Here is a 26237-nt window from a genome sequence, read left to right as displayed (position 1 = left end):
GGAGCGCGCGAGCAGCGCGGCAAGCGGATGACAAAGGCCGGGATCGACGCTGGTGGCGTCGGGTTCAGGACCCGTTCTCGTCGAGATCCGCAATCCCGGCGACGACTCGATGGCGACCGTCCCGCTCACTGCGCGCCGCGAACGCCGGCCGCCACCGGGGGCCCTGTTGGCGCGGAGCCGACCGTTGACACCGCGATCCGCGGCGGCTAGCTTCCAGATAGTAAAGTTTCCTAACTTGACGGGAGAGTCGCAGTGCAGCGGACTGACGAAAGCTCGAAGTGAACGTCGAATCGAATACGGCGTCATTGCAACATCACAACCAGGAAGGAAAAAACATGCGCATCAAATGGAAACCAGCGATTCTCATCCTCGCCCTACTCGCCTGCCTCATGGGAGCGTCGCCCGTCTTCGCCGCCCCGCCCGCGCACGCAGGGAAGGCGACAGTTCTCTACACCTACGATGAGGCGCTGAGCAAGCTCGGTTCATCCGATGCGGAGGCCTCCGTGAAGGAGTACATCGGCTTTGTTCGGGATGCGACGTATCATCCCGCGACCGCGAACCCGGGCGTCGATATGCCCGCAGACCTCTCCAACGCCGGCACCTTCGTCAACCACGAATTTGATGTCAAGCCGTCGCTCTTCCCGGCGCTCCGCGGTGTAGACACCTCGGTTCTCGACCACAACCGCAAGAACCTTTGGATCGGCACGGATGAGGGCGTCACGAAAATCAACTTGAAGAGCAACAAGATGACGGAGTACACGACAGCCGACAAGCAACTCGTCGACGACAAAGTGCTGCTGCTCATCTCCGATGGCGGCAAGGGCGTGTTCGCGATCACGGAATCCGGCGTTGCACGGATTAACCAGTAGGAAGGGGAGCGACTCCATGTCAATCATGAACAAGAAGCTCAAAATGCTGATCGGCAGTGCCACAGCCGCCGCTTTGTTGGTCTCGTTGCCTGCTATGCCGGCACTCGCGGCTAAGCCGCAGGCATCCTCGTTCTCGGCAGTCAAGCTCGAACCCGTTCGAACGAAAGAGGTCACCTACTACAAGCCCGGTACGACCACCCCAGAGATTCACTGGGTGACCGACAAGAAGGCGCCGACATTCCTGCCGGTCGCAGTGACCGATGATGTCACGAGCGTGGTGAAGGACGCAGAGGGCGTCTACTGGATCGGTACCCTGAACGGACTGCAGCGCGTCAACTTCGAAGAAGAGGATGAGCGTGACATCGTGCAGTATTTTGCCGGACCACGCTACCTGTTCGACGGTGACGATCATGTGACTGCGCTGGCCAGTGACGGGCAGGGCGGCGTGTGGGTTAAGAATGCGCGAGGTATCACGCATATCGCGATGCCGTTCAAGACGCTGGCGGAGAAGGCCACCGCCTATGAAGACATCATTCAGGCGGTCCATGATCGCCGAGGGATGACCTCGGATGCGCGGTTCACCTTCACCCCCACCGACGCAACTCGCGGGATCAACTACAACGACGGCGCGTTCGAATCGCTTGCAGAAACGTCCGACAACGACGGACTGTGGACGGCGATGTACGCCATCGGTGAGATCTACCGTTACCGGACGCTGCTCGAGCAAGGCGGTTCGCAAGCGGAAGTCGCTGCAGCGAAGAGTGCCGCGCTTCGCGCCACGAAAGCGGTGCTGCTGCTCGATTACGTGTCCGGCCGTGGCAATGGCTTTCCGGCACGCTCATACATGCTGACGAGTGAAGCGGGAGCGCAGACATCTGACGGCACGGACTTCGGCTACCAGAGCCAGAACGGCTTCTGGTTCCATCCTGTGATGGACGGCTCGCCGAATCCGAATGGCGTCATTCCGAGCATGGAACGTTTCGATGAGGACAATCACCCCATCGAGCCGATCGGTTACTCGATCGTCCGTGTGACCAAAGATGCGATGACCAAAATCGGCGGCAAGCTGTTCCCTTCAGGGGGAGACGGCGAGATGAACTACAACGGCCTTACGCTGACGGCGGATGCGGTAGCGAAGCTGAACGCTTCACGACCTGCCGATGCGCAACTGGGCACTGACATCTATGTGGAAGTGAACGATTCCGTGCAGCAGGTGCTTCCTGTTATCAGCTCGGCTACCAACACAAAGAAGAAGCCGGGCGCTGACACCACCACGAGCGCTGCGAATCCGGCCCTGTTCCAGCTCACCGTGCCGGTTTACGAGCAGATCCCGACGTTCTTCAACGACTTGTTCCCCGAGTCGGCGATCAAGGACGGCAACATCGACATGAGTCAGATCGTCTACAAGGCGGACACGTCGTCGGATGAGGTCATCGGCCACTATTCGCTGTTCTTTGCAGCCAGCGAGTACCTGGTGGGCGACAGCCAGGATCCGGAAATGCTCGCCCTGAAGGGCATCATCGAGCAGGCAACCGAGCGGATGACCGATCTGATCCTGAAGGATGACCACTTCTACATCGAAGATGCGACAGGCAAGTCGACCCTGTGGTCGAAGTGGTTCGCGAAGTACTTCAACGACACGACCGGTGCGATGGAGCAGCGTCCGGAATGGGCCTCCCACGTCGGCGTCGACGCAGACGGCGAAGATTCGCTTTCATACGGCTTCGAGGATGCGCCGCTGAATGCGCTCGAAGTGATGTCCATGCTCAAGACAGCCGGCAACATCATCGGCAAGCAGGAGTACAAGGACGCCTACGACGCGCTGTTCGACGCTTCGGGATACAGCAAGGAAGAGCCATATATCAACGGCAAGGGATATATCGGCATGGCGAACGAGTACATCGACCGCCGTCTCATCAGGCAGGCGACGAATGCGTACGGGATCAACAACAACGAATTGGTGACCCGGGACAACTACGAAGCCGCCTATTCCGAAGCCGGTGACGACATCCAAGCCCGTTCCAACATCAACGCCACTGTGCACAATGATTGGACGCAGTACATCAACTACTCCGACGAGGAGTTGGCTTGGTTCGCGCTTTACCCGCTCATTCTGCAGGAGAGCGATCCGACCAAGCGTCCGCAGATCGTCGCGGCATTCGATCAGTGGTACGCGAATGAGGTGCGGGAGGAGAACCCGTACTATACGTTCCTATATCAGCTGGCACACCCGAAGAGCAAGGACATCGATCTGCAGTCGGCCGTTCGATACTTGTCTCGGCAGTACGAATATCAGATCGAATTCCCGATGCAGATGAACCGTCAGGACGTCTTCTACATCGAACCGGGAGATCGTGACGATTACAAGCAGACGAACTACGCTCTGCCGCCTGACGAGCGACCTGCAATGAAGAACAACGGGAATCCATTCGAAGCTCAGAACTCGGCTACTGGGGTATATCCCAATTACGATTACAGTAGCGGGGAGTTTGTCGTCGGATTCACGTTCACGTTGCCCTACTGGATGGGCCGGTACCACGGCATCATCAAGGAGTAGCGCGGCGCGAACCGCATGAGAAGACCACCACACTGGCGTGTGACAACGTCGTGTGGTGGTCTTCTCAGTCTTATAGGAAGAGCACGAATCTGCTCGATCAACAAACAGGTCCTGAGAGAACTCGCGTCGGGACCTCTTCATCAGCTCACCGACGACGCGTGAACCCTTGAGCCCCGAGTAGGTCCGCCGCCATCCCACGAGTTCCCGCGTGCGACGTCTATCCGAACTCCGGGAGCCGTGAGCCGCGAACTGCAGCGGGCACGGGCGTTGACACGGTCACCCCGACCACTATGGTCTAGATAGTAAAGTTTCCTAACGTCCGGGAGGATCGCGATGAACCCATCGGTACCAGGCGACAGCCGCGGCCCGGCACCCGCACAGCCAGGCCTGCTACGCAATCTGAATAGCCGTGTCGTGCTCGACCTTCTGATCGAGCACGACACGTTGAGCCGCAGTGACGTGCGCACGCTCACAGGGCTCTCGAAGCGCACTGGGTCGTTGCTGCTCCAGCGGCTGGAAGAGAAAGCGGTCTCGGGGGCCCGAGCGGGTTCGGCGATACTGGTCCGGAGGCCGTGCACCGCAGCGCTTGGACGGCGGCATCCCTCAGTGAGCGCTGAAGTAGCGTGATGAGGGTTCATCTCACCACAACGGCGCAGGACCTTGGCGCCCTCTCGGCCGAACTCGTCCGGAGAATTTCGGGCTTGCGTGTGCTCGGCGTGGCGACCGGGTCCTCCCCGGCGCCGCTCTGGACTGCCCTCGCCGCGGATACCGGAGGACTCGCCCCCCGCGCCGTGTTCGCCCTGGATGAGTACGTCGGACTTCCGCCAGGGCACCCAGCGGGCTATCGCGCAGTCGTCGATGCGACCGTGACCATTCCTCTGGGTCTGGATCCTGCACGCGTGCACGTCCCGGACGGGAATGCACCGGACCTTGAGCTCGCAGCCGCGGAGTTCGAGACGGCCATCGGTCGCGCCGGGGGAGTCGACCTGCAGGTGCTGGGAATTGGCCGAAATGGACACATCGGATTCAACGAACCCGGGTCAAGCGTCGACTCCCGGACTCGCGTGGTGGAACTGGCCGACCAGACTCGGCACGACAACGCGAGGTTCTTCTCGTCGGTCGATACTGTCCCCACGCTCGCCGTGACTCAGGGGATCGCAACGATCATGTCCGCGCGACGAATACTGCTCATCGCACGCGGAGAGTCCAAAGCCGACGCCGTCGAGAGACTCCTGTCCGGTGGCACCGACCCTTCGTTCCCGGCATCGATCCTGCACGAGCACGACGAGGTCACAGTGCTCCTCGACGCATCGGCTGCTCGGCGCACGGCAAACCTTGCCCACAATGTTCCGTCCCGTCGGTTTGCCTCGGCCGGCGAGACGGAACCGCACCCCTCGGCACGGTCGTGAGGCATAGCCCGTTCAGGGAGCGATCGGGATCGTCGGCCGAGACCGCATGGCACGCGTCCATGCCGCCGCGTGGGTGCGCTCGTCTCGAAGAACGGCCCGGGCGGCTCAGACGAGCCCCAGCGAGCGTGAGAAAAATTTGAGAAAACCTCGGTAGCTATTGATAGCTCCGAGTTCACTTCAATCCTCACGCGAAGCGCGGGAAATCGCGCGAATCGCCCTCATCGCCTGTGGGGAGTAGCTTCCTCAGCGGAGTTCAAATCCCTCCGTCTCCGCAGAATAAGCCCCGGCCAGCCGGGGCTTTTCTCATGCACGGACGCGTCAGTCACGCCGCGATCCGCGTGGCTACGCTGGCTTCGTGAGGACGCCCGCGGAGAAGGTCATCACCGTCCGGAGCGGCGCTGTGCATTTGGAAGGCACGCTTTGGTTGCCGGATGGGCGGCGAGGTCGGCCAAGGGCCCTGCTCACGATGTATCCCGGATCCGGTCCCAGCGACCGAGACAACGACATCTTCTTCCCACCTATTCGGCGGCGCCTTCTGGACGCCGGAATAGCCGTCGTATCGTTCGACAAACGCGGGGTGGGCAATTCGGGCGGCTCGTGGCTGGAGATCGGAATCGAGGAGCAGGCGGCAGATCTGCTCGCCGGACACGCCGCCGCTGCCGCATTGGTCCCGGGCGTGCCGGGAGGCGTCTTCGGGCACAGTCAAGGCGGTTGGGTGGTGCTGGAAGCCCTGCGAATGTCGCGGGATGCAGCATCCTTCGCCGGCAGTCCCGCGTTCGGAGTGACCAGTTCCGGACCCGGAGTCACCATGGCGGACCAGGAGCGGTTCGCGGCTGTGAATTCAGTGACCGGCATCACTGCCGACCGCGCCGATCGAGAACGCGCGCTCGGTGCAGCGTGGACCGTCATCGGAATGTTCGAAGCCGGTCGAGCTCACCCGGAGCTGATGGCGTGGGCGAACGAGCCCGGCAACACGGATGACCTCGAACTCGTCAAGCGCCTCTACGGCGACGATCTGCTGGACGTACGGATGTGGGACCACCTGGTGCGGCTTGCCGGGTTCGATCCGATTCCCGCACTGGAGGCGATCGACGTACCTCTGCTCGCCGTTTTCGGCTCACGCGACACCGTCACCCCCGTAGAACCCAGCGTGGCGGCGTTCACGGCTCACGTCGCAGCTCACCGGCTGCAGATCGCCGTGATCCCCGACGGCAACCACCGCCTGCAGTCGGCTGACAGCACCGAGTTCGCGCTCGGCTACCCGGACGTCATCATCGACTTCGTCACCGCTGTGGCTGCGTGACCTGCACTCGCTCCGCGCCTGGACCCACCCGAGCGGGACGCCTCACCGTCGACGCGCGGGGCGGCGGGTCAGCAGGCCAGCCAGTCCTCCGATGAGAAGCGCTGCGGCGAGCGCCATCCCTGCGACCGGCGCCTCCACGCCGGTCGGGGCGAGTTCAGGGTCCGCCGAGTCGGCGCCTGTCGGAGGAGCCGGAGCGGACGTCGGAGTCGGAGTTGGCGTGGGTGTCGGCGTGGGCGCGGTGTTGGTGATGGTGACGCTGACGGGGGTTTCGAAGACGGGGACGATGAGGCCGGTCGTGGAGGTCTCCTCGCCGTGCTCATAGACCACGGTCCATCCGGGCGGCAGCGAACCGGGCGCCTCAGCGATCGCACAGTACGTTCCGGCGGTCGTCACGATCGGAGCCGAGGTGCCACCGTCGCTCGGCAGAGTGAGCGTGCCGGCGGTGCCGTCGGTGCAGGCGTACTCGATCGCGAACTCGCTCGGCACGTCCGCGCCCGCCGCGGCCTCGATGACCTTGGTGACGGTGAGGCTGCCCTGGAGAACGGCGACCCCGGAGAAGTCGTTGACCACCCCCACGTGCACACCGGCAGCGTCACCGATCTGCACGGTCGAGCCTGGTGAGAACGACACGACGGTCCCAGGCGGGAACGCGTTCGTTCCCAGCTCCGCGAGCGTGCAGGTGGTGCCGATCGGCAGGCCATCGAGCAGCACGGTCCCGGCATCCAGTGCCACACCACCGAGCAGACCGAAGGTGACGGTGATCGGCTCGAAGCCAGGCGAGTCGCAGCTCACCAGGACACTGAACGACGTGGGCAGCGACTGCGCCGGAAGGCTCAGCGGTGGAATGACCTGCTTGCTGACCACGAGTGACCCCGTGGGCAGGTCATCGAAGTGATAGCAGACGAACCAATGGCTGATGCGAGGGATGTTGCCGGCACCGACCAAGGGGGAGATGTAGCCCTGCGGCGGAGCTGCGATCGGCGGAAGCACCTGCGGGTTCGTGTAGAGGTTGAACCCGTCCCCACCCTTCACGACGACGGCATCGATCACCACACCCGCGGCCGTCCCGGGCGCGGTGATGGCCACATCGACGTACCGTTCGTCCCGAGTTGTGACGGACACATATGCGTCGCCACCTTCGGAGGCTCCCACTCCTCCGACTCGGATGGCGACGTCCAGTCCGACCTGCGCACAGGTGGTCGCGTTGCCCTCGACGAACTCGGCCCGTGGATCAGACGGAGCAGCAACAGGCGCGGGGACCGCCGCCGCGGGCACCGCGAACATCAGCGTCAGCGCAAGCGACGCGAACAGCGCCCCGGCCGCTCTCCAGGTGCCGCCCAGGCGGCTCTTCCGCTCGTCCTCGACCAGCGTGCGCATCGCCGGCTCCTCACTGTCGGGGAAAGGTGACCGCTCGATCGCATAACCTACTCCCCGAGTCGACTGCTCTCTAGAGGGGCTGGGACGCCAGGGTCAGAGCAGGAGAAGGACTCCCGTCGCGACGAGCCACAGTGACCACACGATGTAGGTGAACGGGGTGAGGGCCGCGGCGAGCTTCCAGCCGCTGCTCTCGAACGGCCCGACGAACTCGAGCGAGCAGAGAACGAGGACGGCGCCGACGACGATCCCCGCGACGCCCAGCCACGTGGGCAGGTGGGAGCTCTGGGTGATGGCGGCTCCGACGAGGATGGTCCACGTGCCGGTCAGCAAGAACCCCAGGTGCTCACCGATGGCGACGCCGAGGAACCGGTTGAAGGATTGGAACACGATGTCGATCGCATCTCTGCGCGCGGGGCTGAGGTCGGGAGCGGCGGATGCCCGCGCCAGATAGGGGACGAGGAACGGCCAGCGCACGAGTCCCAGGAACTGGACGACAGCGGCGAGGACTCCCACGGTCGCCGCGACCATCAGCAGGATCGGGTCCGCTCCGACGATGACGGCGGAGAGCATCACGGCGACCGGCGCCAGGACCACGGCCGTCATCGCGAACCCCCACCACAAGAGGATGAGGCTGGGGCCTCCGGCTCGAAAGCGCGCGAGCACCTCGTCGGTCGGCCTCCGGAGGATGTCGGGGTAGCCGAACGTCACAGCAAGGGCCGCGAAGGCGGCGTTGAAAGCCACGGGCAGCCCGATCAGCACCCAGCCCGTCGCCACGGAGGCGATCATCAGGTGCCGTCCACGCCGACGGCCTCGGAGGAAGTGCCGATCTCCGCTGTCTGCCGCGTCGGGACCGGACCGAGGATACGGCGGAGGACGATCGTCGTGACGACGGTGACGAGCAGAGCGCCACTCAGGCCGAACGTCACGAAGCCCGAATCGATGTTCACCGCGATGACGTTCGCGCTGATCATCCAGGCGAGAGCCCACGTGCCGGCGACCGTCGCTGTCCAGGCCGCGGAGACTCGTCGGCCGCGGTGAAGCGTGAGGGCTTGGAGGGCGCCGACGAGCGATCCCGTGATCAGTCCCGTGAGGCCTAGGGCGGGAATCTCAACGGAGGCACCGGTCAGGGCTGTGGAGAGGGTGACTCCGGCGGTCATGCTGACGAGTGTGGCGAGTCCCCAGCGCACCCCTCGACGGCCTCCCAGCGCCAGACCCTGTGCCAGGCCGATGACTGCGCCTGCGATGGCGGCCGCTGCCGCTGCGGTGCGAGCGTCGCTGACCGGGCCGACGAGCTGGAAGGCGATCCAGCCGCCGATCGGGAAGGCGATGATCGTGATTGCCCAGCGAATCCATGACATGAGGAGCTCCTTCGAAGTCCAAGCTTGTGTACTGCGTACGCTAATCTATAACGTACGATGTACACAAGACCAAACGTGAAGGAGTTCCAGATGCCGGAGACCGAGGCCACCCCGCCGCGCACGCGGCGACGACGAAGCTCGCTCACCGTCGAGGCGATCCTCGACGCAGCCGAGATCGTGGCCGCGCGTGGATTCGAATCGGTCACCATCCGAGCGGTTGCGGCCGAACTCGGGTCCTCTCCGATGGCGCTCTACCGGTACTTCACCACCAAGGATGAACTGATCGACGCCCTCTTGAACCGGATGCTCGGACGCTTCACTGCCTCGCCGCCCACCGGCGACTGGATCGCAGACCTGCGGGCGTTCGCACTGGACCACCGCAGGCTGCTGAGCGACCACCGGTGGGCGATCACGCCGCTCACAGTGAACCCGAACCCGGGGTCGAACGCTCTGCCCATCGGCGAGGCGGCACTGCGCATCCTCCATCGGGCGGGAATCGACGGCGACGAGGCGGTAGCGACCTTCAGCGGGCTCATCGCGCTGAACTACGGCTGGGCATCATTCGTCGCGGGCAGGCAGCGGGGGCGTGAAGCGGATCACCACGCGGTCGATGCGCCACTCGCTCAGGCGACGTCGGAGTTTCCCCTCACCGTCGCGGCGGCTGAGTCGATGAGCCGCTACGGCAGTGACGCCCACTACGACATCGTCCTGGGCCAGTTCGTCGCGGGGATCGCCGCCGGTGCAAACAGCCCCCGAACCTAGTCCTGACGATCTGCCGTGCGACGATCCTGCGCGTGAGCGGCGGCGAGGCCGTCGAGCAGCAGCTCGAGCCCGTAGTCGAACTCATTCCCGTAGGCGTAGCCCGGCGCGAGGATGAGTTCTGCGGCCATGTCGGCGAGGTGAGGGAACGCCTGCGCCATCTGAGCCTGCTGCGCCATGATCTCCTCCGTCGCGATGCCGATGTCGCCGGATGGGTCGAGCGGCAGCGAGACCTCCTGCTGGGCGAATCCCTGCACGTAGCTGTCGAGAAGCGACATCGCATGACCGATGAGGGGCATCGAGAAGCCGGCTTCCCTGAGGCACCCGATCACCGCATCCAGGTGACCGAGGGTCGCGGGCCCGGGCGTGGTACGCGCCTTGATCGTGATCGCCCAGGGATGCCTCGCCAGCACAGCACGGGTCGAATGCGCGCGATCGTGCATCGCCTGCCGCCACTCGTCGCCCGCACGCGGCGTCGAGTACTCGGTGTAGACGACGTCGAGCATGCCGTCGAGCAGGTCGCTCTTGCTCCTGACGTGGTAGTAGAGCGACATCGCCTCGATGCCCAACTCGGCGGCGAGCTTTCGCATACTGAGCGACTCCAGCCCGCCGGCGTCGGCCAGCCTCATCGCGACACGGATGGCGCGATCGCGCGTGACCGGTTCACGCGGTTCGGGTCGCGGCATCCGTGTTCTCCATCCTTCGCTCTGGACGTACCTTACAGCGTATGGTAGCGTCCGGATCGTACCTTACATCGTAAGGTCGCAATCGCGAGGAGAAGCCATGAACGGCCACCGCACGCAGAATGCAACGTCGGACTGGACCACCGAGCGCATGCCCAGGCTCCAGGGGGCGACGATCGTCGTGACCGGCGCGAACAGCGGCATCGGCCTCGAAGCCGCGCGGGTGTTCGCCGCCAAAGGCGCGCACGTGGTGTTCGCCGTGCGCGACGTGAAGAAGGGTCGGGATGCCGCGGCCGCCGTCTACGGGTCCACCGAGGTGCGCCACCTCGAGCTGGCCGACCTCGACTCCGTCCGCGCCTTCGCCGCGGGATGGACCGGCGGCATCCACGTGCTCGTGAACAACGCAGGGGTGATGGTCCCGCCCCTCGGGCACACGAAGGACGGCTTCGAGCTGCAGTTCGGCATCAACCACCTCGGCCACTTCGCGCTCACGAACCTCCTGCTTCCGCACATCACGGGCAGGATCGTCACGGTGGCCAGCAACGCACATCGCTCGGGCGCGATCGACTTCGACGACTTGAACTGGGCGACGCGGAGGTACGGCGGGGGCGCGGGCGGATACGAGCAGTCGAAGCTCGCCAACCTCCTGTTCTCCGTCGAGCTGCAGCGCCGACTGGCGGCATCCGGCTCCTCGGTCATCTCGACGGCGGCCCATCCGGGCATGGCATCGACCAACCTCATGTCGAGCTCCGAGAGCGCCATCATGACGGTCTTCGCGAAGGTAGTCGTGCGCCTGTTCGCGCAGGATGCCGCGGCCGGCGCCCTCCCGACGCTCTTCGCCGCCACGGCGGACATCCCCGGGGGCAGCTATGCCGGACCCGCCGGCAAGCGCGAGATGTCGGGCGCGCCGGTCTTGGTCGGCCGCTCGCGGGCGGCGGCCGACCCGCTCATCGCCGCTCGGCTGTGGGCGGCGTCGGAGGATCTCACCGGTGTGCGCTACCCCGACGCCCGCGTGGCGAGCACCCCGTGAAGGCCATCGTGCAGCGCGCCTACGGCGAGCCGAGCGTGCTGGGCCTGGAGGATGTCGAGCGCCCGGGGATCGGCGCCGGCGAGGTGCTGGTCCGTGTTCGGGCGTCGAGCATCAATCATGCCGACTGGGTCTACATCTCCGGTCGGCCGAGCATCTCCCGGTTGGCGTTCGGCTTGAAGGCGCCGAAGAGTCCGGTGCGCGGCAAGGATGTCGCCGGAGTCGTCGAAGCAACCGGGCCGGGGGTCACCGCGTTCGCGGTCGGTGACGAGGTCTACGGTGAGTTCGACGGCGGAGCATTCGCGGAGTACGTCGCCGCGCCGGTCGCGATGATCGCGCGAAAGCCGGCCAATCTGACCTTCGAGCAGGCGGGCACTGTGCCGCTTGCGGGAATGACGGCGTACCTCGGTCTTCGCGACGCGGGCGCTGTCACGACCGGACAGCGCGTGCTGATCAACGGCGCCTCCGGCGGCGTCGGCACTTTCGCCGTGCAGATCGCCAAAGCGCTCGGCGCAGAGGTCACCGCGGTGGCGAGCTCGCGCAACGCGACGCTTGTGCGCCAGCTCGGAGCAGATCATGCCATCGACTACGTTCGTGACGATTTCACGCGCGGCACGACTCGATACGACGTGATCCTCGACCTGATCGGCAACCACCCTCTCGCCAGGCTCCGGTCGGTGCTCACGCCCAAGGGCAAGCTGGTGCTTTCCAGCGGGACCGGGCATCCGGTGTTCGGACCGATGGGACGCCTTCTCCGTGCAGTCGCAATCTCGCCGTTCGTCGGTCAGACCCTCAGCCTGTTCTCGCAGCACGGCAGCTCCCAGGCGCTGGACGAACTGCGCGAGCTGGCAGAGGCGGGACTCATCACCCCGGCCATCGACCGCACGTTCCCGCTCGCCGACGTGCCGGCGGCCGTCCGATACTTCGTCGAACAGCACGCCCGCGGCAAGATCGCGATCTTGCTCTGACGTCGCACCCGACCGGCACCCCGCTAAGCCCGCTTAGTGGAGCACCTAGAGGGGCCGGCCGCCAGCGCCTCGCAGACCTGCACGACGACGCTGCCGCGCTTGCGACCGGTGTCGACGTACCGGTGGGCCTCGGCGATGTCGTCGAACGAGTACACGCGGTCGATGGTGGGTCGCAGCACTCCCTCTTCCGCGAGCTGGAAGACGTGCTTCAGATCCTCCGCCCGGTACCGGCCGGGAGCGGTGACGACGGTGATCCCGTACCGCCGTGCGTCGCGCCGCGCCAAGAGCAGCGAGCGGAGATCGCCGGCGATGAGCAGCACCGCACCGCCTCGCGCGACGCTCGCGCGGATTCGTCGAACCGGTGCGTTCCCGACGCAGTCGACGACGACGTCGTAGACGCACCCATCCGCACTGAAGTCGTGCTCGGCGTAGTCGATCGTCCGCTGGGCGCCGAGACTGCGCACCATTTCGCTGTTCGCGGCGCTGGTCACCCCGGTCACGTGAGCTCCGACCGCGGCGGCCAGCTGCACGACGCTCGCACCGACAGCACCCGATGCCCCGTTGACGAGAACCCGGGTTCCCTTCCGGACGTCGACCTGGTTGAGGAACGCCTGGGCAGTGATGCCGCCGAAGACGATACTCGCTGCGGCCGCGAAGTCGAGGGCGCGCGGCTTGTGTACGATCGCGTCGCCCTTCGCCGCGATGGCGTACTCAGCGTGTCCGCCGAATCGACTGCCGAGCATCGCCACGACCTCGTCGCCGACGGAGAACTCGTCGATCTCGCTTCCGACCGCAGCGACGACGCCCGCCGCATCCATCCCCAGCACAGGGCGCTTCGGGCGACGGAATCCGAGGACCAGCGAGCTGGGGAGTGTCAGTCCGCGAGGGATGTCGCGGGCACGGGAGCGATGGTCGGCGGCGGAGACCGTCGTCGCGTGGACCCGGATGAGGATCTCGTCCGGTCCCGGTTCGGGCGTGGCGACCTCGTCGATCTGGACGACGTCGGGTCCGCCGAAGCGGCGGTACACGGCGGCCCTCATGACGCGTCCTCGGCGGGTGTGAAGTGTGAACTGGTCACGATGTGCTCCTTGGGTGTGTGGGGGTGTGACGCTGATGGACGGGGGACGGAGGTGCGAACGGGTGCGGCGGCGCGGCGCTTTCGGGGCGTCTGACGGGCGCGCCGTCTGATCGCGAACTCCGCGACGGTCAGATTGACCAGCCAGGCGAGACCCATCACGAGTGCGCGGACGACTTCGTGTGCCGACGCGGGGATCGACCCGGCGATGATCGACACGGGGATGAGCAGGATCGCCTGCGTGCCCGCAGCAACGCCGAGTGCGTAGGCGCGCGTCATCCAGGCGCCGTGCTCGGCGAACCGGCGGCCGATGATCGCACGCACACCGAGCACGATGCTCACGACCATGTAAGTGCCGAAGACGATCCGCAGCACCAAGAGCAGGGGACCGTCGCCCGCGGGCAGGTCGGAGAACGCCGCCATCCAGAGCCCGCTGAGGGCCACGAGCAGGCCGGCGGGGATGAGGACGCGGCCGGCCAGCATATGCCAGCTGCGACGGCCGCGTCGAAGACCGGGGAGGAACTGGAACGCGCCGAGGATGCTGAACAGTGCGGCGGTCACGATGTGCGTGATCACGGGGAGGGGGAACACCGAGAAGCGCTCTGCGTGGGGGAGTACCTCCGGACCGCCCGCGAGCTCCGTGACCCGCAGCGAGCCGGAGATGATCGGAATGAGGCTCAGCAGGATGAGCCCGGTCGGGACCAGCCAGCGCATGCTCTTCGTCGGCGGTGTGCGGGTGTTTGCGGAACTGCTCATACCCGAACGCTAGGAACGGATGTGGTGACCGGTCATCACCACATGTGGTGATCTATCGCGGCGGTCTCAGCAGACCCAGTTCGCCCGCGCGGTGAACGGCCGCGCGCCGGGATGTCACGCCGAGCTTCACGTAGATGTTCTTCGTGTGCGTGCGGACCGTGTTGAGCGAGATGAAGAGGTGGCGTGAGATCTCCGGTCCCGACAGATCGCTCGCGAGCAGGCGGAGCACCTCGAGCTCGCGCTCGCTGAGCGGGTCGAGTATCTCCTGAGCGGGCCGTGGCGGCGTGGACCCACCTCTCCCGGCGCGCTGGAGGCGCTGCAGGTAGGCGTCCGCACCGTCGCGCTTCGCGAGTTCTGCAAGCATCCTGGTCATTCCCTCGCCCTCGTCGGCGAAGACACGGACGTGGCCCTCCGGCCGAGCCAGATCGACGGCCCTCCGAAGCGTGGCCAGCGCGTCGGCACCTCGCGCCTGTCGCTGGAGGGCGAGTGCCTGCAGCACCAAAAGCTCGATCACGACCCCGTTGCGACCGCCGCCGCCCGCTGCCAGCAGGAGCCGCTCGAGCAGGCGATGTGCGGTCCCCGCATCGTCCGGCTCCGCCGGCTCGGCGAGCAGCAGTCGAGCGAGCGTGATGTGATCGAACTCCGCAAGGTAGTGCAGCTCGTCGTCGGCAGTGATCCGGCGAGAACGCGCCCACCCGCGCGCTTCGTCTGCCATTCCGGCGGCGAGCTGGGCGCGCGCCCGCATCGCCGCGATCGGGCGGACTTCCGGGAAGAAGTCGGCTGTGTAAAGCCGCTCGGCTTCGTCGAGCAGTGGGATGCCGGCTGCCGGATCGCCTTCCGCCTGCAGCAGCCGCGCCCTCACGATGCGCCGTCGGTGGCGGTTCTGCGGCAGCCCGGCGTACTCGCCCAAGGACTCGGCAGCGCTGAGGTGGCGGTGTGCGCCCTCGAGGTCTCCGCGCTCGCGGAGCAGGTCGGCCATGCCCACGTGCATGTCGGCGGTGCCGCGCAGCGGCGGGTCCCCGCGGGAGCCGAGCTCGAGCGCCCGCCGGTACACCTCGTGCGCGTCGGCGAGTCGTCCCTGTGCGGTCAGGATCTCGCCCAGGGCGATCGATCCGCCGAGCATGTCGGACAGGTGCCCCGCCTGCTCCAGCTCGGCGAGCGAAACAGCCCAACTGATGCGCGCGCGCTCGAGATCGCCCGACGCCCACAGCACGAGGCCCCGAAGCCCCGCGGACGAACCGCGGCTGATGTGGCTTCCGCTCGCCGACAGCTGGACGGCTGCGGCGGAGTGCTCATCCGCAGCACGGAGGTCGCCTCCCGTGAGAGCCCGCGCAGCCCGGTACAGCGCGATGGCGCTGCGCAGGGCCAGGATCCCATCGGTCGCGCTGCCGGCCGCGGCCTCGGCATCGGCCAGCAGGCGGTCGACACCGTCGGTCCGTCCCGCTGACAGAAGAGCTCCGGCGTAGCCGATGCCGAGTTCCGGGTGGTCGCGCACGACGTCGCGCGGCAATGCGTCCAGCCATCTCACGAGCGCGACCTCCTGACGCTGCTGCTGCATCGAGGGCATCGCCGCCTTGATCAGATCGGCCGCGCGCTCGAACGCTTCGGCCGCGAGCGCGTGGTCGATCGCGTCCGCGGGGTGACCGTTGCGATTGAACCAGTCGCTCGCGCGCAGGTGGAGGTCGCGGACTCGTCCGGGCATCTCGTCGTGGAGCCTGGCACGGAGCATCTCCGCGAACAGGTGGTGGTAGCGGAACCACTCGCGGTGATCGTCGAGCGGCACCACGAAGACGTTGGCCCTCTCGAGCGTGTCGAGCCGCCCAGCGCCGCCCGGCGTCGCGGTGACCGCGTCGCAGAGGTCTCCGTTGAGGCGCCCGAGCAGCGACGTCTGGAGGAGGAACGACCGCATCGCCTCCGTCTGCCTCTGGAGCACCTCTTCGACGAGGTAGTCGACGACGTAGCGGTCGTCTCCGGCGAACCCGGCGATGAAGGAGGTCGGGTCATCTCGCCCCTGGAGCGAGAGCGCGGCGAGCTGCAGAGCCGCGATCCAGCCCTCCGTGCGCTCGCCGAGCGTGGCGACGTCGTCGGCGCCGACGGCGAGGCCCATCATCTCGTTCAGGTACGTCGTGGCCTCGTGCGGCGTGAACCGCAGGTCGACGGCGCGGAGCTCGGTCAGCTCGCGATGGGCACGCATCCGGGCGAGGGGGAGCGCAGGATCGGAGCGCGTCACGATCACCGGTCGGACGTTCGACGGCAGATGGTCCACCAGATACGCGACGCTCGAGTGGACTGCGGTGCTTTCGATGACGTGGAAGTCGTCGAGGACGAGCACGATGTCCACGGAGCTCGCGTGGAGGCTGTTCACGAGTGCGGCCACGACCTCGTCAGCCGCCGCCCCCGCCGTAAGAAGTTCGAGTGCCTCCGCGGCGATGCCGGGCGCGGCCCGGTCGAGGGCGGTGAGGACGTATCTCCAGAAGACCGTCGTCTCATCATCCCGCTCGTCCAACGACAGCCAAGCCACGTGCGTATCGGGGCCGAGCGTCGACAGCCATTCGACCACGACGCTGGTCTTGCCGAACCCCGCGGGGGCGGCGACCAGCGCCAGCCGGGCCGGCTCGGCCAGCCGCTGCGTCAAGTGCTCCCGCGACACGCTGTTCGCCCGGCGTCGCGGGACGTGGAGCTTGGTCGCGAGCAGCGGGCCGGACACATGAGCACAATACCGACTTCACGCCGGGCGGCGTGCCGCGCAGGTGGTCACGCTCGGTGGGATCGGTCGGCGGAGCGCGCCCCGCCATCGAGCGGCACGACGGAGACCAGGGGAGCGCCGGCGTCGCGCAGCTTCTGGAGGACGCCGTAGAGCGCGGCCTGATCCGGGATGATCCCGCTGAGCACGGTCGTGCCGTCGCTCTGGACGGCGAGCGTCATGCCGTCGAACCGTGCCGCCCAGCGGGAGTCGAGATGGACGCCGACGCGGATCGCGTACTGGTTGCGGAGGCCGCCGGATGAACTCATAGGCGCACGCTAGAGCGCGGGCTGGTGAGCGCGCATCACCACATCGGGTGATCTCGCTCTGCCTTGACCGTCGGGCTTCCGGCGCGAGCGCGGCGCGCGACGGATCGCAGCATCGCACGCATCAGCACCCGATGGGCGCGCGAGCCGATGACGGCGGCGCGGTAGGCGCGTCCGTGCAGGCCGGGGAAGGCGGCGTGGGATCGCGCCCGAAGCAGGGTTGCGGCATCCCGTCGCTCCAGCAGGAATGTCAGCGTGTACCGAGAGAACCGGTGCTCACCCGACAGCGTCAGCGCGCGGAGAGGCTCGACCGCGGTGACGGCGAACCCGGGAAGAGTGCCGCCGAGCCGCGGGAACTCGCCGACCGCCCGTCGTGAGTCAGCGCCGACGAACCCGACGTAAGCCCTGACGGGCAGCTTGTCGGATGCCGCGAGATGAGCGGTGAGCGCGCGCCAGACCTCCTCCGCCGATGCCTCGATGAGCCGTGCGTGCTCGTCGATGAACGGCGGCTCGGTGGTAGGGCCGCCGGGTGCCGGCAACCTGTCCGTAGGGCTCATGTCGACACCTCGGTTCGCGTGTCGCTGCGCAGGTCACGCAGTCACCGAGCTGCTCACTCGGTCGGCTGTCGTGAGGATCGTCGCGAAACCGCGAGCGCCGAGGATGCTCTCGGTACGCCGCATCAGCTGCTCGCCGGTCACCGCCTCATACCCCGGCCCGGCGCCGATGCCGGAGGTCGTGGTGGCGTCGGAGACGAAATCGACCTGATAGCCGAGATCGCTCGCCACGCGCGCGGTCGTCTCGCAGCACTGCTCCGTGCGGATTCCGCAGATGACCACTCGGCGGATCCCGCGGAGCGTCAGCTGCTGGTGGAGGTTCGTCGTGGTGAACGCGTTGATCGACGTCTTCGTCACCTGCAATTCATGCTCTCGCGGGTCGAGCTCCGCAACGACGTGAACGAAGCCGAGAGCCGGGTCGAACACCCCGGCCGTACCGGGTTCGGCATGCGTGATCCACGCGACATCGTCGCCCACGGTGCGCGCGTGATCCACGAGGCGGGCGATGTTGTCGAGCACCTGCGGATTGGCCGTCGCCGCCCAGTCCGCAGGTCTCTGGCGGAAGGACTCCTGCGCGTCCACGACGAGCAGCGCTGAGCCGGTTGTGTTGGTCATGCCTTCACCTTCGTCAGGTCCTCATCGCCGTGCAACGCGCAGAGGTGCCACACACCGTAGCGATCCGGTCACAGCACGAAGCAGAACAGGGTCGTGGCGACGCAGATGACGAGCATCCCTGCCGCGTTCAGGTAGAAGTTCCGCCCGAAGTCCCGCGCGGCGATATGCATCGACATCGCGACCAGGAAGTACAGCACGAGCGCACCGCAGGTGAGCGCGCCGAGGTACGGGATCCAGATCCCGGCGATCAGCCCTGCCGCGGCTGCGAACTTGATCGGCGGCATCATCCACCAGTACCGGCGCGGCCAGTTCACTCCCTCGAAGCAGGCGGCGATGAACGAGGCGGGCTTGATGCAGAGAACTCCGTCGACGACTTGGATGAGAGCGAGTACGACGACGGGCCAGACCGGGTCAGGCAACGATGTCATGGCGAAACCATACCATACGGAATGGTATGGTTGTTCGGAAGTCCTTCGAACCGAGCAGCGAGGGAGAAGTGAGATGAATACCGGATCGCACCCGTCGAGCCGCGTGGCTGTCGTCACCGGCGCCGCGACGGGTCTGGGGTCGGCAACCGTTCGCGCGCTCCTCGCGGCGGGCTGGACGGTGGTTGCCACCCGCCTGCCCGGTCAACCCGCGCAAGAGGGTATGGAGCGCGCGCGGTTCGTGGAGGCCGACCTCCGCACGGCCGATGCGCCGGCGCGCGTTGCTGCGGCTGCGGAGGAAGCCGGCGGAGCGGCGCTCTTCGTCAGCTCCGCGGGGATCTCGCTCCCCGGCCCCGTCGAGCTGCGGGCCGACGACCTCGCGACCGAGTTCGCGGTGAACACCGCGGCCCCGGCGCGCATCGTCGCGGCGCTCCTCCCGCAGCTGCGCCGCACACGCGGGCGGGTGGTGCTGATCGGGGCGGGCCAGGGGCGCGTCGCCCTTCCGTTCGGCGCCGGATATGCGGCCAGCAAGGCGGGGCTCGTCGCGATCGCGGATGCCCTCCGCGCGGAGGTGCGCCATGACGGCATCACGGTCAGCCTGATCGAGCCCGGGGCCGTTCGGACCGGCATCCTCGACGCGAGCCGCGATCGCGCTCGAGTTCTCATGACGGATGCCTCGGACGAGGCGCGCGAGCGCTACTCCGTGCCGCTCGCCCGCAGCCTCGATGCGGCGGGCCGGGCCTTCGCGAACGCCATGCCCCCCGAGCGCGTCGCCGAGCTGGTCCTGACGATCTCGCGGGCGCGAACCCCCAGACCGCGCTACCTCATCGGCCGTGAGGCCTGGGTGGTCGCGGCGCTGGCTCTGCTCCCCGCGCGTTGGAGGGCAGGGCTCGTCGCGAAGCTCGGGGCGGAACCCCGCTCGCGCGGTCGGAGCACGGCGTCGTGAGCGTCTCCATACGAAATGGTATGGTCCGACGGTGAGCAAGGCACGGGACCGCTGGCTCGATGAGGGACTGCACGTCTTGGTGGAGGAAGGTGCCGCCGGCGTGCGCATCGATCGGATCGCGGCGCGGCTGGGATTGTCCAAGGGCTCGTTCCACCATCACTTCGCCGGGGCGGAGGGCTACAAGCGCGATCTGCTGGCGTACTTCGAGCGCCTGTCTGTCGAGGCGCTCGAGAGGGCGATCGCCGAGGCATCCGCTCAATCCGACGCCCGAGGCGTGCTCCGCCACCTGACGGAGCTCATCCAACCCGCCCCCGGAGGCCTGTATCGACCGGAGCTGGACGTCGCGGTGCGCGCCTGGTCGAATTCGGACGCGGAGGTGCGAGCCGTCCAGGGCCGGATCGACGCCGCGCGGCTGTCGGCGCTCCAGCAGGTCTGGCGGCCGTATGTCGGGAGCGACGAGGAAGCGCGAACGGCCGCGCTGCTGCCGTACCTCGTGGCGGTCGGGGCGTCGATGGTGTCGCCTCCCGTCGACGCGGACGAGCTCAGAGGGGTGTTCGAGGTTCTGCTTCCCCTCGTGCCCGAGCATCCACCGGCCGTGTGATCTGCCGCCCCACCGCGGCTATCGCAGGGGGTCGCCGCCGTGGTCGATCTCGCGGTCGGGGACCTCGTCCACGTCGCCGAGGGCGCGAGGGTCGTGATCGACCACGCGGTCCACATCCGACGTGGGGACGCCCGGGGGCTCCGCGTTCTCTGCCTCGAGAGCTCGCATCGATGGGTGACGCGATGGTCCGTCGGAGGCGTACCCCATGCCGGGGCTCGGCGGCAGCGGGTCGGGAAGCCGGCCGATGCGGCGGGCGATCCGCCGCATCCAGGACGGCTCGTGCAGCGCGCCCCGAGCGGTCGGCTCCTCCACCTCGAGGCCGTAGTACTCGCCGATGTGGTCGACGAACTGCGCGCGGGCGGCCCGGTCGTAGGCGCGGCGCTCGCGGCTGAAGGCGACGACCGTGGACCAGCAGATCAGCAGCATCACGACGCTGAACGGCAGCGCGATGATGATCGCGGCTGTCTGAAGCGCCTGCAGGCCGCCGGAGAGCAGCAGGGCGATGGCGAGGACGGCGCTGGTCAGCGCGAAGAAGGCCCGCACCCACCGGCGAGGGCTGATCTGACCGCCGGTCGCGAGCATCGCCATCACGAGCGCACCCGAGTCCGACGACGTCACGAAGAAGACGGTGATCAGCACGATGACCCCGATCGTGAGCACCGGGGTGCCGGGGATGTACTCGAGCATCTGGAACAGCGCCGTGTTGAGGTTGACGGTGCCGTCCGGCTGCGTGAGGGCGCCCGGCGTGGTCAGTTCGATGAACAGCGCCGATCCGCCCAGCACGCTGAACCACAGAATCGTGATGAGCGTCGGCACCACGATGACGCCGACCACGAACTGACGCACCGTGCGCCCGCGCGAGATGCGGGCGATGAAGATGCCGACGAACGGCGCCCACGAGATCCACCATCCCCAGTAGAACGACGTCCAGGCCGCCTGCCAGGCTTCACCGGCGGCGCCTTGGAAGGCGCTGACGTTGAAGGAGAGGCCGATGAAGTTCTGGATGTAGTTCCCGATCGACTGCACCCACTCGCGCAGCAGGAACTCCGTCTGGCCGAACACCAGCAGATAGACCACGAGCAGGCCGGCGAGCATGAGGTTGAACGACGACAGCCACTTCATGCCCTTGGTCACGCCCGACAGCACCGACGCGAGCACCAGCACCGTGATCACGGCGATGATGCCGATCTGAACGGGGACCGTCGGCTCGAACAGGCCAGCGGCGTCCAGGCCCGCACTGATCTGCAGCACGCCCAGCCCGAGGGACGTCGCGACGCCGAAAAGCGTGCCCACGAGCGCGACGACGTCGATCGCATTGCCCCATGCCCCCTCGACGCGCTTGCCCAGAAGCGGTTCGAGCGACCAGCGGATCGAGATGGGCCGCTTCCGCCGGTGGATCGCGTACGCGAGCCCCAGACCGACCACGACGTAGATCGACCACGCGTGCACGCCCCAGTGCAGGTACGTCTGGCTGAGTGCCGACTGCGCCAACTGCTCGGGCGTTCCGCTGACGCCGGGCCGTGGTTGGACGAAGTGGCTCAGCGGTTCGCTGACGCCGTAGAACACGAGTCCGATTCCCATTCCCGCCGCGAACAGCAGCGAGAACCACGCGCCGAGCGAGAACTCGGGCTTGTCGTCGTCGGCACCCAGGCGGATGTCGCCGAACCTGCTCAGCCCGATGACGAGTGCGAAGACGACGAAGAATGCCGCGATCAGCACGTAGTACCAGTTGAAGGCGTTGACGATCGTCGACTGCACGGCGCCGAAGAACTCCTCGGCGAGATGCGGCGCGACCAGCGCGAACCCGCTGAAGGCGAGCGTGACGACCGCGGCCGGCCAGAACACCCATCGCTTGATCGTGGACGTTCGTCCGCCGGATGGCGCACGCGCCGGCCGTTGCGTGGTCATCACTCCACCCTAATCAGGCGCCTCCGCGCTGTCAGTGCGGACGAACGGTGCCGACGCGTCAATGGTCCGACGCAGGAACGCCGCGGGGGTGAGTTCGTGTGCCGCGATCGCCGCCTCTCCGTCGCTCGCCTGGGTCAGTGCGACGAGGTACTGCTCCAGTGCCGCGTTGGCCTCCTCCAGACGCGTCGGCGAGTCATCGGCGTGTACCGGGGTGGCCACCAGAGCGGCGCAGGTCCGGATCGCCTCGGCCAGGGCAGGGCGTACATCACGCCCGAGATTCACATCGTTCGCATGGGCGAGCGTCTCCAGGACATCTGCGAACTCGCGTGCGTAGAACACCGTGCGCTCCAGTGCACGGAGGCGGGCGAGATTCTCCTCCGGCTTCGAGCGGTGACGTCGGCCGCGTGGGTTCACCTTCCGGCTCTCGTCAGCCTCGTAGACCTCGACGCGCACGTCAGTCGCCGTCTGGTCGAGCTCCGCCAGAGCCTCATCGAACGCCTCGGCGTCCACCGTTCCCGCCGCCACGTGATCGGCGATGGCTTCCAGCAGCGCACTCAGGGTGTCGCGCAGCTCGGACAGCCGCCTGCTCGCCCGCTCGAGATAGAGCGGCGGCACGATGATGAAGTTCGCCAGCACGCCGATGACGACGCCGAACGCCATGGTCACGAGGTACGACAGAGTGAAGTCCTCGGTGTCACCACCACTGAGGAGGAGGACGAACAGCGCGGCGACCGCCACCCAGTCGCGACCGAGACCCAGGGCCTGGACTCCGCCGAACAGCACGCCCACGCCGACCACGGCGGCAAGCGCGAGCACGCCCGGCACTCCTGCGAAGAGCGCCGCGACGCCGAGCAGCCCCAGGCCGATTCCCATCGCCAGGCCGATGATCGCCTGCAGGCCGGAGCGAGCGGATGCCGCGACCGTCGGGTACATGCTGACGAGAACTCCGAGCGGCGCATAGTACGAGTACTGGTCGTCGGTGATCGGCAGCAGCGGAGCGAGGTACCAGGCCAGTGCGGCAGCAATCCCTGTCTTCAGTGCCAGCAGGAGCCGGCCCGGTTCGGTCATGGCCCGCAGCCACCGCGCCGGCGCCGTCATCACTGGGGGAGTCATGAGTCGATTCTCGCCTGCGCGGCTGTGCACGCCGAGGGTCGGCAAGATCTTGCCGGACGCGGGTGACCGAGTACGCGGCCGCGCTGGACCTAACCGGGCGATCGAGTCGACGTGCGAAGGCGGTAGAGGCTCGTGGTCGCGGCGATGAACAGATCCGTGCCGTCGTCGCCGCCGAAGCACACGTTGGCGACGACTTCCGGGACAGGGACGAAGAGAAGCTCGGTCCCCTCCTCGTCGAAGACGTGGATGCCGTCGCCGGCCGACGACCAGACGCGGCCTTCGACGTCCACGGCGATGCCGTCGGGCAGACCGGCGTCGATGGTCGCGAAGTGCCGCCCGTTGCTCGCTCGGGGGCCCGTCACGTCGTACGCGCGGATCCAGTGTCCGGGACCGTCACCGAGACCGGAAGCCGTGTCCGTGACGTACACGGTGAGCCCGTCCGGCGAGAACGCGATGCCGTTCGGGCGGTCGATGTCGTCGATGACGGAAGTGAGCCCGTCGACGGGCGACCAGCGGAAGACGCGGCAGTCGCCGTATTCGTGCTCGCCGGGGTGTCCTTCGTTCGGCTGCACGATGCCGTAGTCGGGATCGGTGAACCAGTACGACCCGTCCGGAGCGCGGGCGACGTCGTTGGGGGAGTTCAGACGGTGGCCGTTCCAGTCGGCGACGAGCTCGGTGGTGGTGCCGTCCGGGTGCTCGCGCTCGAGCCGTCGCAGACCGTGGGAGCACTGCACGACGGTCCCGTCGGGGTCGAGGAGCCGGCCGTTGGTGAACTCGACGTCAGTGCGGTGAACGCCGGCGACGCCGGTCGCGGCATCCCACCGAAGGATTCGATTTCCGGGGATGTCGCTCCAGCGAACGGCGCGTTCGTCCGGAATCCAGAGCGGCCCTTCGCTCCACGTAGCCCCGGTCGCGAGTCGCTCGACCACCGGTCCATCAGGCAGCAGCTGCGCTCCTGGGCTCATTCGTTGCGCCCTCCTCGGCTCGGCGCTGCATCGTGGTGCGGGTTACATGAGGCTGGTGATGCGCCGCGCTGTAGTTTCGCACGGGTTCCCGCAGGCGGATCTCGCAGCCTCGCCGTCTTGCGGGCGAATGAACAATCGATCAGGATACTGAACATGAGTTCAGCCCTGACCGAAGACATCACTGCTCGCGGCCGCATCGTGGGCGCCGCGATGACGCTGTTCTCAGCGCAGGGCTTCCGCGCCTCGACGGTTCGGGCGATCGCTGAGGCGGCCGGAGTGAGTCCGGCGCTGGTCGTCCACCACTTCGGTGGGAAGGACGGGCTCCGGCGGGAGTGCGATGGCCGCGTCATCCGCTTCGTGAAGACGAAACGGGAGGCGGGTGCCGTCGGCGGCGTCCTGGCGGAGGCGACCGATCGGTTCGGACCTTATCTCGCGCGGATGCTCAGCGAACCCGGCGCGGCCGCCGATGCGCTGTTCGATCAGCTGCTCGACGCTGCGCGCGATGCCGTGGCGGAGGGTGTGCGTTCCGGCACGATGCGGGGATCCGCCGACCCGGAGGCGCAGGCGGCCGCCGTGGTCATGCTCGGCGTCGCCCCGTTCTTCCTCGCCCACCAACTGGCCCGCTGGGCCGACGGCGACGCACGGAGCGGCATCGGTCGCGTCGCGCAGCCGCTGGCAGACATCTATGCACGAGGGCTGTTCGTCGCAGCAGACGGGAGCCGGTCGTGAGACTTCTGCTGGCGACCGCGGGTTCACGCGGAGATGTCGAGCCGTTCGCCGCCCTGGCGCGCCGGGCCGCGACACGCGGGCACGAGGTCCGTCTTGTCGCGCCGGACAACTCCGGAGCGGATCTCACCGGTGTCGACACAGTCAGCATGGGAGTCGACTACAGCCGGATGATCGAGGACCAGGGCGTCTCGATCGCCGCCGCCCTGCGTTCGTACCGCAACGTGGTGCGCCCGGTGATGCATGCGGTGATCGTAGAGTCGGCTCGCGCGGCGCTGGAGTACCGGCCCGACGTACTCGTCACCCATCCCAAGATCCTCTCGGCGCCGCTCGTCGCGCACGCGCTGAGCATCCCGCACGTCATGGTCGAGATCGTCCCGGCGATGACGCCGACCCGAGCTTTCCCCGCAGCGGGCACCACGACGCGTGACCTGGGCTTCCTCAACCGGCTCACGTACCGGGCGGCAGCAGCGAGCTCCGCCATGTTCCGTGCGGACCTGAAGGAGGTCTCCGCCCTGACGGGAGTCAAGATCCGCGACGCCGGCCCGCCTGTGGCGACGCTGATGCCGATCAGCCCGGCGATCCTCCATCGGCCGGCGGACTGGCCGTCCAGCGTGCATCTCACCGGTCCGTGGCGCTCGCCGCCGGCCGATGCGGCACTCTCGCCGGACGTGGCCGAGTTCATCCGGGGTGGCGGCTACGTCTACGCCGGCTTCGGGTCGATGGCCACCGGTGACCCGATAGCGCGTGCACGCGAGGTCGTTCGAGGCATCCGGGAGCACGGGGCGCGAGCCCTGCTCGTGACGGGGCTGGGTGGGCTCGAGCTCCCCGCCGACCTGCGCGGCGACGACACCCTCGCGGTGCGCTCGGTGGACCACGACGCAGTGCTGCCCCTCGCGGACGCGGCCGTGCATCACGGTGGGATCGGCACCGTCCACGCCGCGACGCGCGCGGGGGCGGCCTCGGTGGTGGTCCCGTTCATCGCGGACCAGCCGTTCTGGGGAGAGCAGCTGCACGCGAGCGGGCTGGCACCTGCCCCGATTCCGCAGCGGAAACTGAGTGCGAGCAGGCTCGCCGCGGCATTGGCCGCGGTCGCGAATCACCGCGCGGCGGTAGCGTCCGCGGCGGAGGCCATGGCCGGCGAAGACGGAACCGGTGCGGCGCTCGCCATCCTCGAGGGTGTGCGCTGACGCTCGGAGCCTGCGAAGCCCGGTGAATCCGGGGCGCGAGCGGG

The 26237-nt window shown here is 67.5% G+C and carries 25 protein-coding genes; 11 read left to right on the top strand and 14 right to left on the bottom strand.

What is annotated here, in order from left to right; all coding sequences use genetic code 11:
- Nucleotides 1-278: 278 nt before the first annotated feature.
- The 4 genes from JX005_RS10890 (at nucleotide 279) to JX005_RS10875 (ending at nucleotide 6138) form a co-directional block, all read left to right on the top strand.
- Nucleotides 279-869, top strand: a complete 591-nt coding sequence (locus tag JX005_RS10890) for a hypothetical protein (protein ID WP_214467522.1) — start codon at nucleotides 279-281, stop codon at nucleotides 867-869.
- A 25-nt stretch (nucleotides 870-894) separates the two neighbouring features.
- Nucleotides 895-3426, top strand: coding sequence for a hypothetical protein (locus JX005_RS10885; protein WP_214467521.1), 2532 nt, complete (start codon nucleotides 895-897; stop codon nucleotides 3424-3426).
- 626 nt (nucleotides 3427-4052) lie between these two features.
- A complete protein-coding gene (locus JX005_RS10880; RefSeq protein ID WP_214467520.1) occupies nucleotides 4053-4835 on the top strand; it encodes a glucosamine-6-phosphate deaminase in 783 nt (260 codons plus the stop codon).
- A gap of 466 nt (nucleotides 4836-5301) precedes the next feature.
- The gene (locus JX005_RS10875) at nucleotides 5302-6138 is read left to right on the top strand and encodes an alpha/beta hydrolase family protein (protein ID WP_214467519.1); all 837 of its coding nucleotides are present in this window, start codon (nucleotides 5302-5304) and stop codon (nucleotides 6136-6138) included.
- A 42-nt stretch (nucleotides 6139-6180) separates the two neighbouring features.
- Here JX005_RS10875 and JX005_RS10870 read toward each other — a convergent pair whose 3' ends face one another.
- The 3 genes from JX005_RS10870 to JX005_RS10860 form a co-directional block, all read right to left on the bottom strand.
- Entirely contained in the window at nucleotides 6181-7515 is a 1335-nt protein-coding gene (locus tag JX005_RS10870) for a DUF5979 domain-containing protein (protein ID WP_214467518.1), read from the bottom strand.
- A 93-nt stretch (nucleotides 7516-7608) separates the two neighbouring features.
- On the bottom strand, nucleotides 7609-8301 hold the full coding sequence (locus JX005_RS10865; RefSeq protein ID WP_214467517.1) for a DUF4386 domain-containing protein: 693 nt from the start codon (nucleotides 8299-8301) through the stop codon (nucleotides 7609-7611).
- Nucleotides 8301-8873 carry a hypothetical protein gene (locus JX005_RS10860; protein WP_214467516.1) on the bottom strand — a complete coding sequence of 191 codons (573 nt, stop codon included), beginning with the start codon at nucleotides 8871-8873 and terminating at the stop codon, nucleotides 8301-8303. Before JX005_RS10860 ends, JX005_RS10865 begins: the two co-directional genes overlap by 1 nt.
- A 90-nt stretch (nucleotides 8874-8963) precedes the next feature.
- Here JX005_RS10860 and JX005_RS10855 point away from each other — a divergent pair, with 90 nt between their 5' ends.
- Complete coding sequence (locus JX005_RS10855; RefSeq protein ID WP_214467515.1) at nucleotides 8964-9635, top strand: TetR/AcrR family transcriptional regulator; 672 nt, start codon at nucleotides 8964-8966, stop codon at nucleotides 9633-9635.
- On the opposite strand, the gene JX005_RS10850 is transcribed toward JX005_RS10855, so the two are convergent.
- A complete protein-coding gene (locus JX005_RS10850) occupies nucleotides 9632-10318 on the bottom strand; it encodes a TetR/AcrR family transcriptional regulator (protein WP_214467514.1) in 687 nt (228 codons plus the stop codon). The genes JX005_RS10855 and JX005_RS10850 overlap by 4 nt on opposite strands.
- A 97-nt stretch (nucleotides 10319-10415) precedes the next feature.
- Between JX005_RS10850 and JX005_RS10845 the strand changes: the two genes are divergently transcribed.
- Both JX005_RS10845 and JX005_RS10840 read left to right on the top strand, forming a co-directional pair.
- A complete protein-coding gene (locus JX005_RS10845) occupies nucleotides 10416-11345 on the top strand; it encodes an oxidoreductase (RefSeq protein ID WP_214467513.1) in 930 nt (309 codons plus the stop codon).
- On the top strand, nucleotides 11342-12310 hold the full coding sequence (locus JX005_RS10840; protein ID WP_214467512.1) for an NAD(P)-dependent alcohol dehydrogenase: 969 nt from the start codon (nucleotides 11342-11344) through the stop codon (nucleotides 12308-12310). The genes JX005_RS10845 and JX005_RS10840 overlap by 4 nt, the downstream gene beginning before the upstream one ends.
- A gap of 23 nt (nucleotides 12311-12333) precedes the next feature.
- Here the strand turns inward: JX005_RS10840 and JX005_RS10835 are convergent, their stop codons facing one another.
- The 7 genes from JX005_RS10835 to JX005_RS10805 form a co-directional block, all read right to left on the bottom strand.
- Nucleotides 12334-13350 (bottom strand): NAD(P)-dependent alcohol dehydrogenase, encoded by a 1017-nt coding sequence (locus JX005_RS10835; protein ID WP_214467511.1) that lies wholly within the window; start codon nucleotides 13348-13350, stop codon nucleotides 12334-12336.
- Nucleotides 13347-14141: a DUF2306 domain-containing protein gene (locus tag JX005_RS10830; protein ID WP_214467510.1), complete on the bottom strand. Its 795-nt coding sequence runs from the start codon at nucleotides 14139-14141 to the stop codon at nucleotides 13347-13349. Before JX005_RS10830 ends, JX005_RS10835 begins: the two co-directional genes overlap by 4 nt.
- A 52-nt stretch (nucleotides 14142-14193) precedes the next feature.
- The gene (locus JX005_RS16390) at nucleotides 14194-16848 is read right to left on the bottom strand and encodes a winged helix-turn-helix domain-containing protein (RefSeq protein ID WP_214467509.1); all 2655 of its coding nucleotides are present in this window, start codon (nucleotides 16846-16848) and stop codon (nucleotides 14194-14196) included.
- Nucleotides 16849-16895: 47 nt separating this feature from the next.
- Complete coding sequence (locus JX005_RS10820; RefSeq protein ID WP_214467508.1) at nucleotides 16896-17153, bottom strand: DUF8691 family protein; 258 nt, start codon at nucleotides 17151-17153, stop codon at nucleotides 16896-16898.
- A gap of 35 nt (nucleotides 17154-17188) precedes the next feature.
- The gene (locus JX005_RS10815) at nucleotides 17189-17707 is read right to left on the bottom strand and encodes a hypothetical protein (protein ID WP_214467507.1); all 519 of its coding nucleotides are present in this window, start codon (nucleotides 17705-17707) and stop codon (nucleotides 17189-17191) included.
- Between the two features lie 33 nt (nucleotides 17708-17740).
- Entirely contained in the window at nucleotides 17741-18319 is a 579-nt protein-coding gene (locus tag JX005_RS10810) for an isochorismatase family protein (RefSeq protein WP_214467506.1), read from the bottom strand.
- Nucleotides 18320-18387: 68 nt separating this feature from the next.
- Nucleotides 18388-18747, bottom strand: a complete 360-nt coding sequence (locus JX005_RS10805; RefSeq protein WP_214467505.1) for a DoxX family protein — start codon at nucleotides 18745-18747, stop codon at nucleotides 18388-18390.
- 73 nt (nucleotides 18748-18820) lie between these two features.
- On the opposite strand from JX005_RS10805, the gene JX005_RS10800 reads away from it, so the two are divergent.
- Both JX005_RS10800 and JX005_RS10795 read left to right on the top strand, forming a co-directional pair.
- On the top strand, nucleotides 18821-19690 hold the full coding sequence (locus JX005_RS10800) for an SDR family NAD(P)-dependent oxidoreductase (protein WP_214467504.1): 870 nt from the start codon (nucleotides 18821-18823) through the stop codon (nucleotides 19688-19690).
- Nucleotides 19691-19721: 31 nt separating this feature from the next.
- Complete coding sequence (locus JX005_RS10795) at nucleotides 19722-20291, top strand: TetR/AcrR family transcriptional regulator (RefSeq protein ID WP_214467503.1); 570 nt, start codon at nucleotides 19722-19724, stop codon at nucleotides 20289-20291.
- A gap of 18 nt (nucleotides 20292-20309) precedes the next feature.
- Here the strand turns inward: JX005_RS10795 and JX005_RS10790 are convergent, their stop codons facing one another.
- From JX005_RS10790 to JX005_RS10780, 3 genes are all read right to left on the bottom strand, one after another.
- A complete protein-coding gene (locus tag JX005_RS10790) occupies nucleotides 20310-22199 on the bottom strand; it encodes a BCCT family transporter (RefSeq protein ID WP_214467502.1) in 1890 nt (629 codons plus the stop codon).
- A gap of 9 nt (nucleotides 22200-22208) precedes the next feature.
- On the bottom strand, nucleotides 22209-23312 hold the full coding sequence (locus tag JX005_RS10785; RefSeq protein WP_214467501.1) for an FUSC family protein: 1104 nt from the start codon (nucleotides 23310-23312) through the stop codon (nucleotides 22209-22211).
- 89 nt (nucleotides 23313-23401) lie between these two features.
- Complete coding sequence (locus JX005_RS10780; protein ID WP_214467500.1) at nucleotides 23402-24277, bottom strand: SMP-30/gluconolactonase/LRE family protein; 876 nt, start codon at nucleotides 24275-24277, stop codon at nucleotides 23402-23404.
- Nucleotides 24278-24430: 153 nt separating this feature from the next.
- Here JX005_RS10780 and JX005_RS10775 point away from each other — a divergent pair, with 153 nt between their 5' ends.
- Both JX005_RS10775 and JX005_RS10770 read left to right on the top strand, forming a co-directional pair.
- On the top strand, nucleotides 24431-25006 hold the full coding sequence (locus JX005_RS10775) for a TetR/AcrR family transcriptional regulator (RefSeq protein ID WP_214467499.1): 576 nt from the start codon (nucleotides 24431-24433) through the stop codon (nucleotides 25004-25006).
- The gene (locus tag JX005_RS10770) at nucleotides 25003-26193 is read left to right on the top strand and encodes a glycosyltransferase (protein WP_214467498.1); all 1191 of its coding nucleotides are present in this window, start codon (nucleotides 25003-25005) and stop codon (nucleotides 26191-26193) included. Before JX005_RS10775 ends, JX005_RS10770 begins: the two co-directional genes overlap by 4 nt.
- Nucleotides 26194-26237: the final 44 nt, after the last annotated feature.

The sequence above is a fragment of the Microbacterium flavescens genome (genome assembly GCF_018588945.1).
Taxonomy (GTDB): Bacteria; Actinomycetota; Actinomycetes; order Actinomycetales; family Microbacteriaceae; genus Microbacterium; species Microbacterium flavescens.
The sequence above is the reverse complement of the archived record's forward strand: the minus strand, read 5'-3'. Positions and strand labels throughout refer to the sequence as shown.

Excerpts from the sequence above, each read along its gene's own strand:
- JX005_RS10885 (WP_214467521.1), top strand. The coding sequence starts at position 895 with ATGAACAAGAAGCTCAAAATGCTGATCGGCAGTGCCACAGCCGCCGCT.
- JX005_RS10880 (WP_214467520.1), top strand. The coding sequence starts at position 4,053 with ATGAGGGTTCATCTCACCACAACGGCGCAGGACCTTGGCGCCCTCTCG.
- JX005_RS10875 (WP_214467519.1), top strand. The coding sequence starts at position 5,302 with ATGTATCCCGGATCCGGTCCCAGCGACCGAGACAACGACATCTTCTTC.
- JX005_RS10870 (WP_214467518.1), bottom strand. The coding sequence starts at position 7,515 with ATGCGCACGCTGGTCGAGGACGAGCGGAAGAGCCGCCTGGGCGGCACC.
- JX005_RS10865 (WP_214467517.1), bottom strand. The coding sequence starts at position 8,301 with ATGATCGCCTCCGTGGCGACGGGCTGGGTGCTGATCGGGCTGCCCGTG.
- JX005_RS10860 (WP_214467516.1), bottom strand. The coding sequence starts at position 8,873 with ATGTCATGGATTCGCTGGGCAATCACGATCATCGCCTTCCCGATCGGC.
- JX005_RS10855 (WP_214467515.1), top strand. The coding sequence starts at position 8,964 with ATGCCGGAGACCGAGGCCACCCCGCCGCGCACGCGGCGACGACGAAGC.
- JX005_RS10850 (WP_214467514.1), bottom strand. The coding sequence starts at position 10,318 with ATGCCGCGACCCGAACCGCGTGAACCGGTCACGCGCGATCGCGCCATC.
- JX005_RS10845 (WP_214467513.1), top strand. The coding sequence starts at position 10,416 with ATGAACGGCCACCGCACGCAGAATGCAACGTCGGACTGGACCACCGAG.
- JX005_RS10835 (WP_214467511.1), bottom strand. The coding sequence starts at position 13,350 with ATGAGGGCCGCCGTGTACCGCCGCTTCGGCGGACCCGACGTCGTCCAG.
- JX005_RS10830 (WP_214467510.1), bottom strand. The coding sequence starts at position 14,141 with ATGAGCAGTTCCGCAAACACCCGCACACCGCCGACGAAGAGCATGCGC.
- JX005_RS10820 (WP_214467508.1), bottom strand. The coding sequence starts at position 17,153 with ATGAGTTCATCCGGCGGCCTCCGCAACCAGTACGCGATCCGCGTCGGC.
- JX005_RS10815 (WP_214467507.1), bottom strand. The coding sequence starts at position 17,707 with ATGAGCCCTACGGACAGGTTGCCGGCACCCGGCGGCCCTACCACCGAG.
- JX005_RS10810 (WP_214467506.1), bottom strand. The coding sequence starts at position 18,319 with ATGACCAACACAACCGGCTCAGCGCTGCTCGTCGTGGACGCGCAGGAG.
- JX005_RS10805 (WP_214467505.1), bottom strand. The coding sequence starts at position 18,747 with ATGACATCGTTGCCTGACCCGGTCTGGCCCGTCGTCGTACTCGCTCTC.
- JX005_RS10800 (WP_214467504.1), top strand. The coding sequence starts at position 18,821 with ATGAATACCGGATCGCACCCGTCGAGCCGCGTGGCTGTCGTCACCGGC.
- JX005_RS10790 (WP_214467502.1), bottom strand. The coding sequence starts at position 22,199 with ATGACCACGCAACGGCCGGCGCGTGCGCCATCCGGCGGACGAACGTCC.
- JX005_RS10785 (WP_214467501.1), bottom strand. The coding sequence starts at position 23,312 with ATGACTCCCCCAGTGATGACGGCGCCGGCGCGGTGGCTGCGGGCCATG.
- JX005_RS10780 (WP_214467500.1), bottom strand. The coding sequence starts at position 24,277 with ATGAGCCCAGGAGCGCAGCTGCTGCCTGATGGACCGGTGGTCGAGCGA.
- JX005_RS10775 (WP_214467499.1), top strand. The coding sequence starts at position 24,431 with ATGAGTTCAGCCCTGACCGAAGACATCACTGCTCGCGGCCGCATCGTG.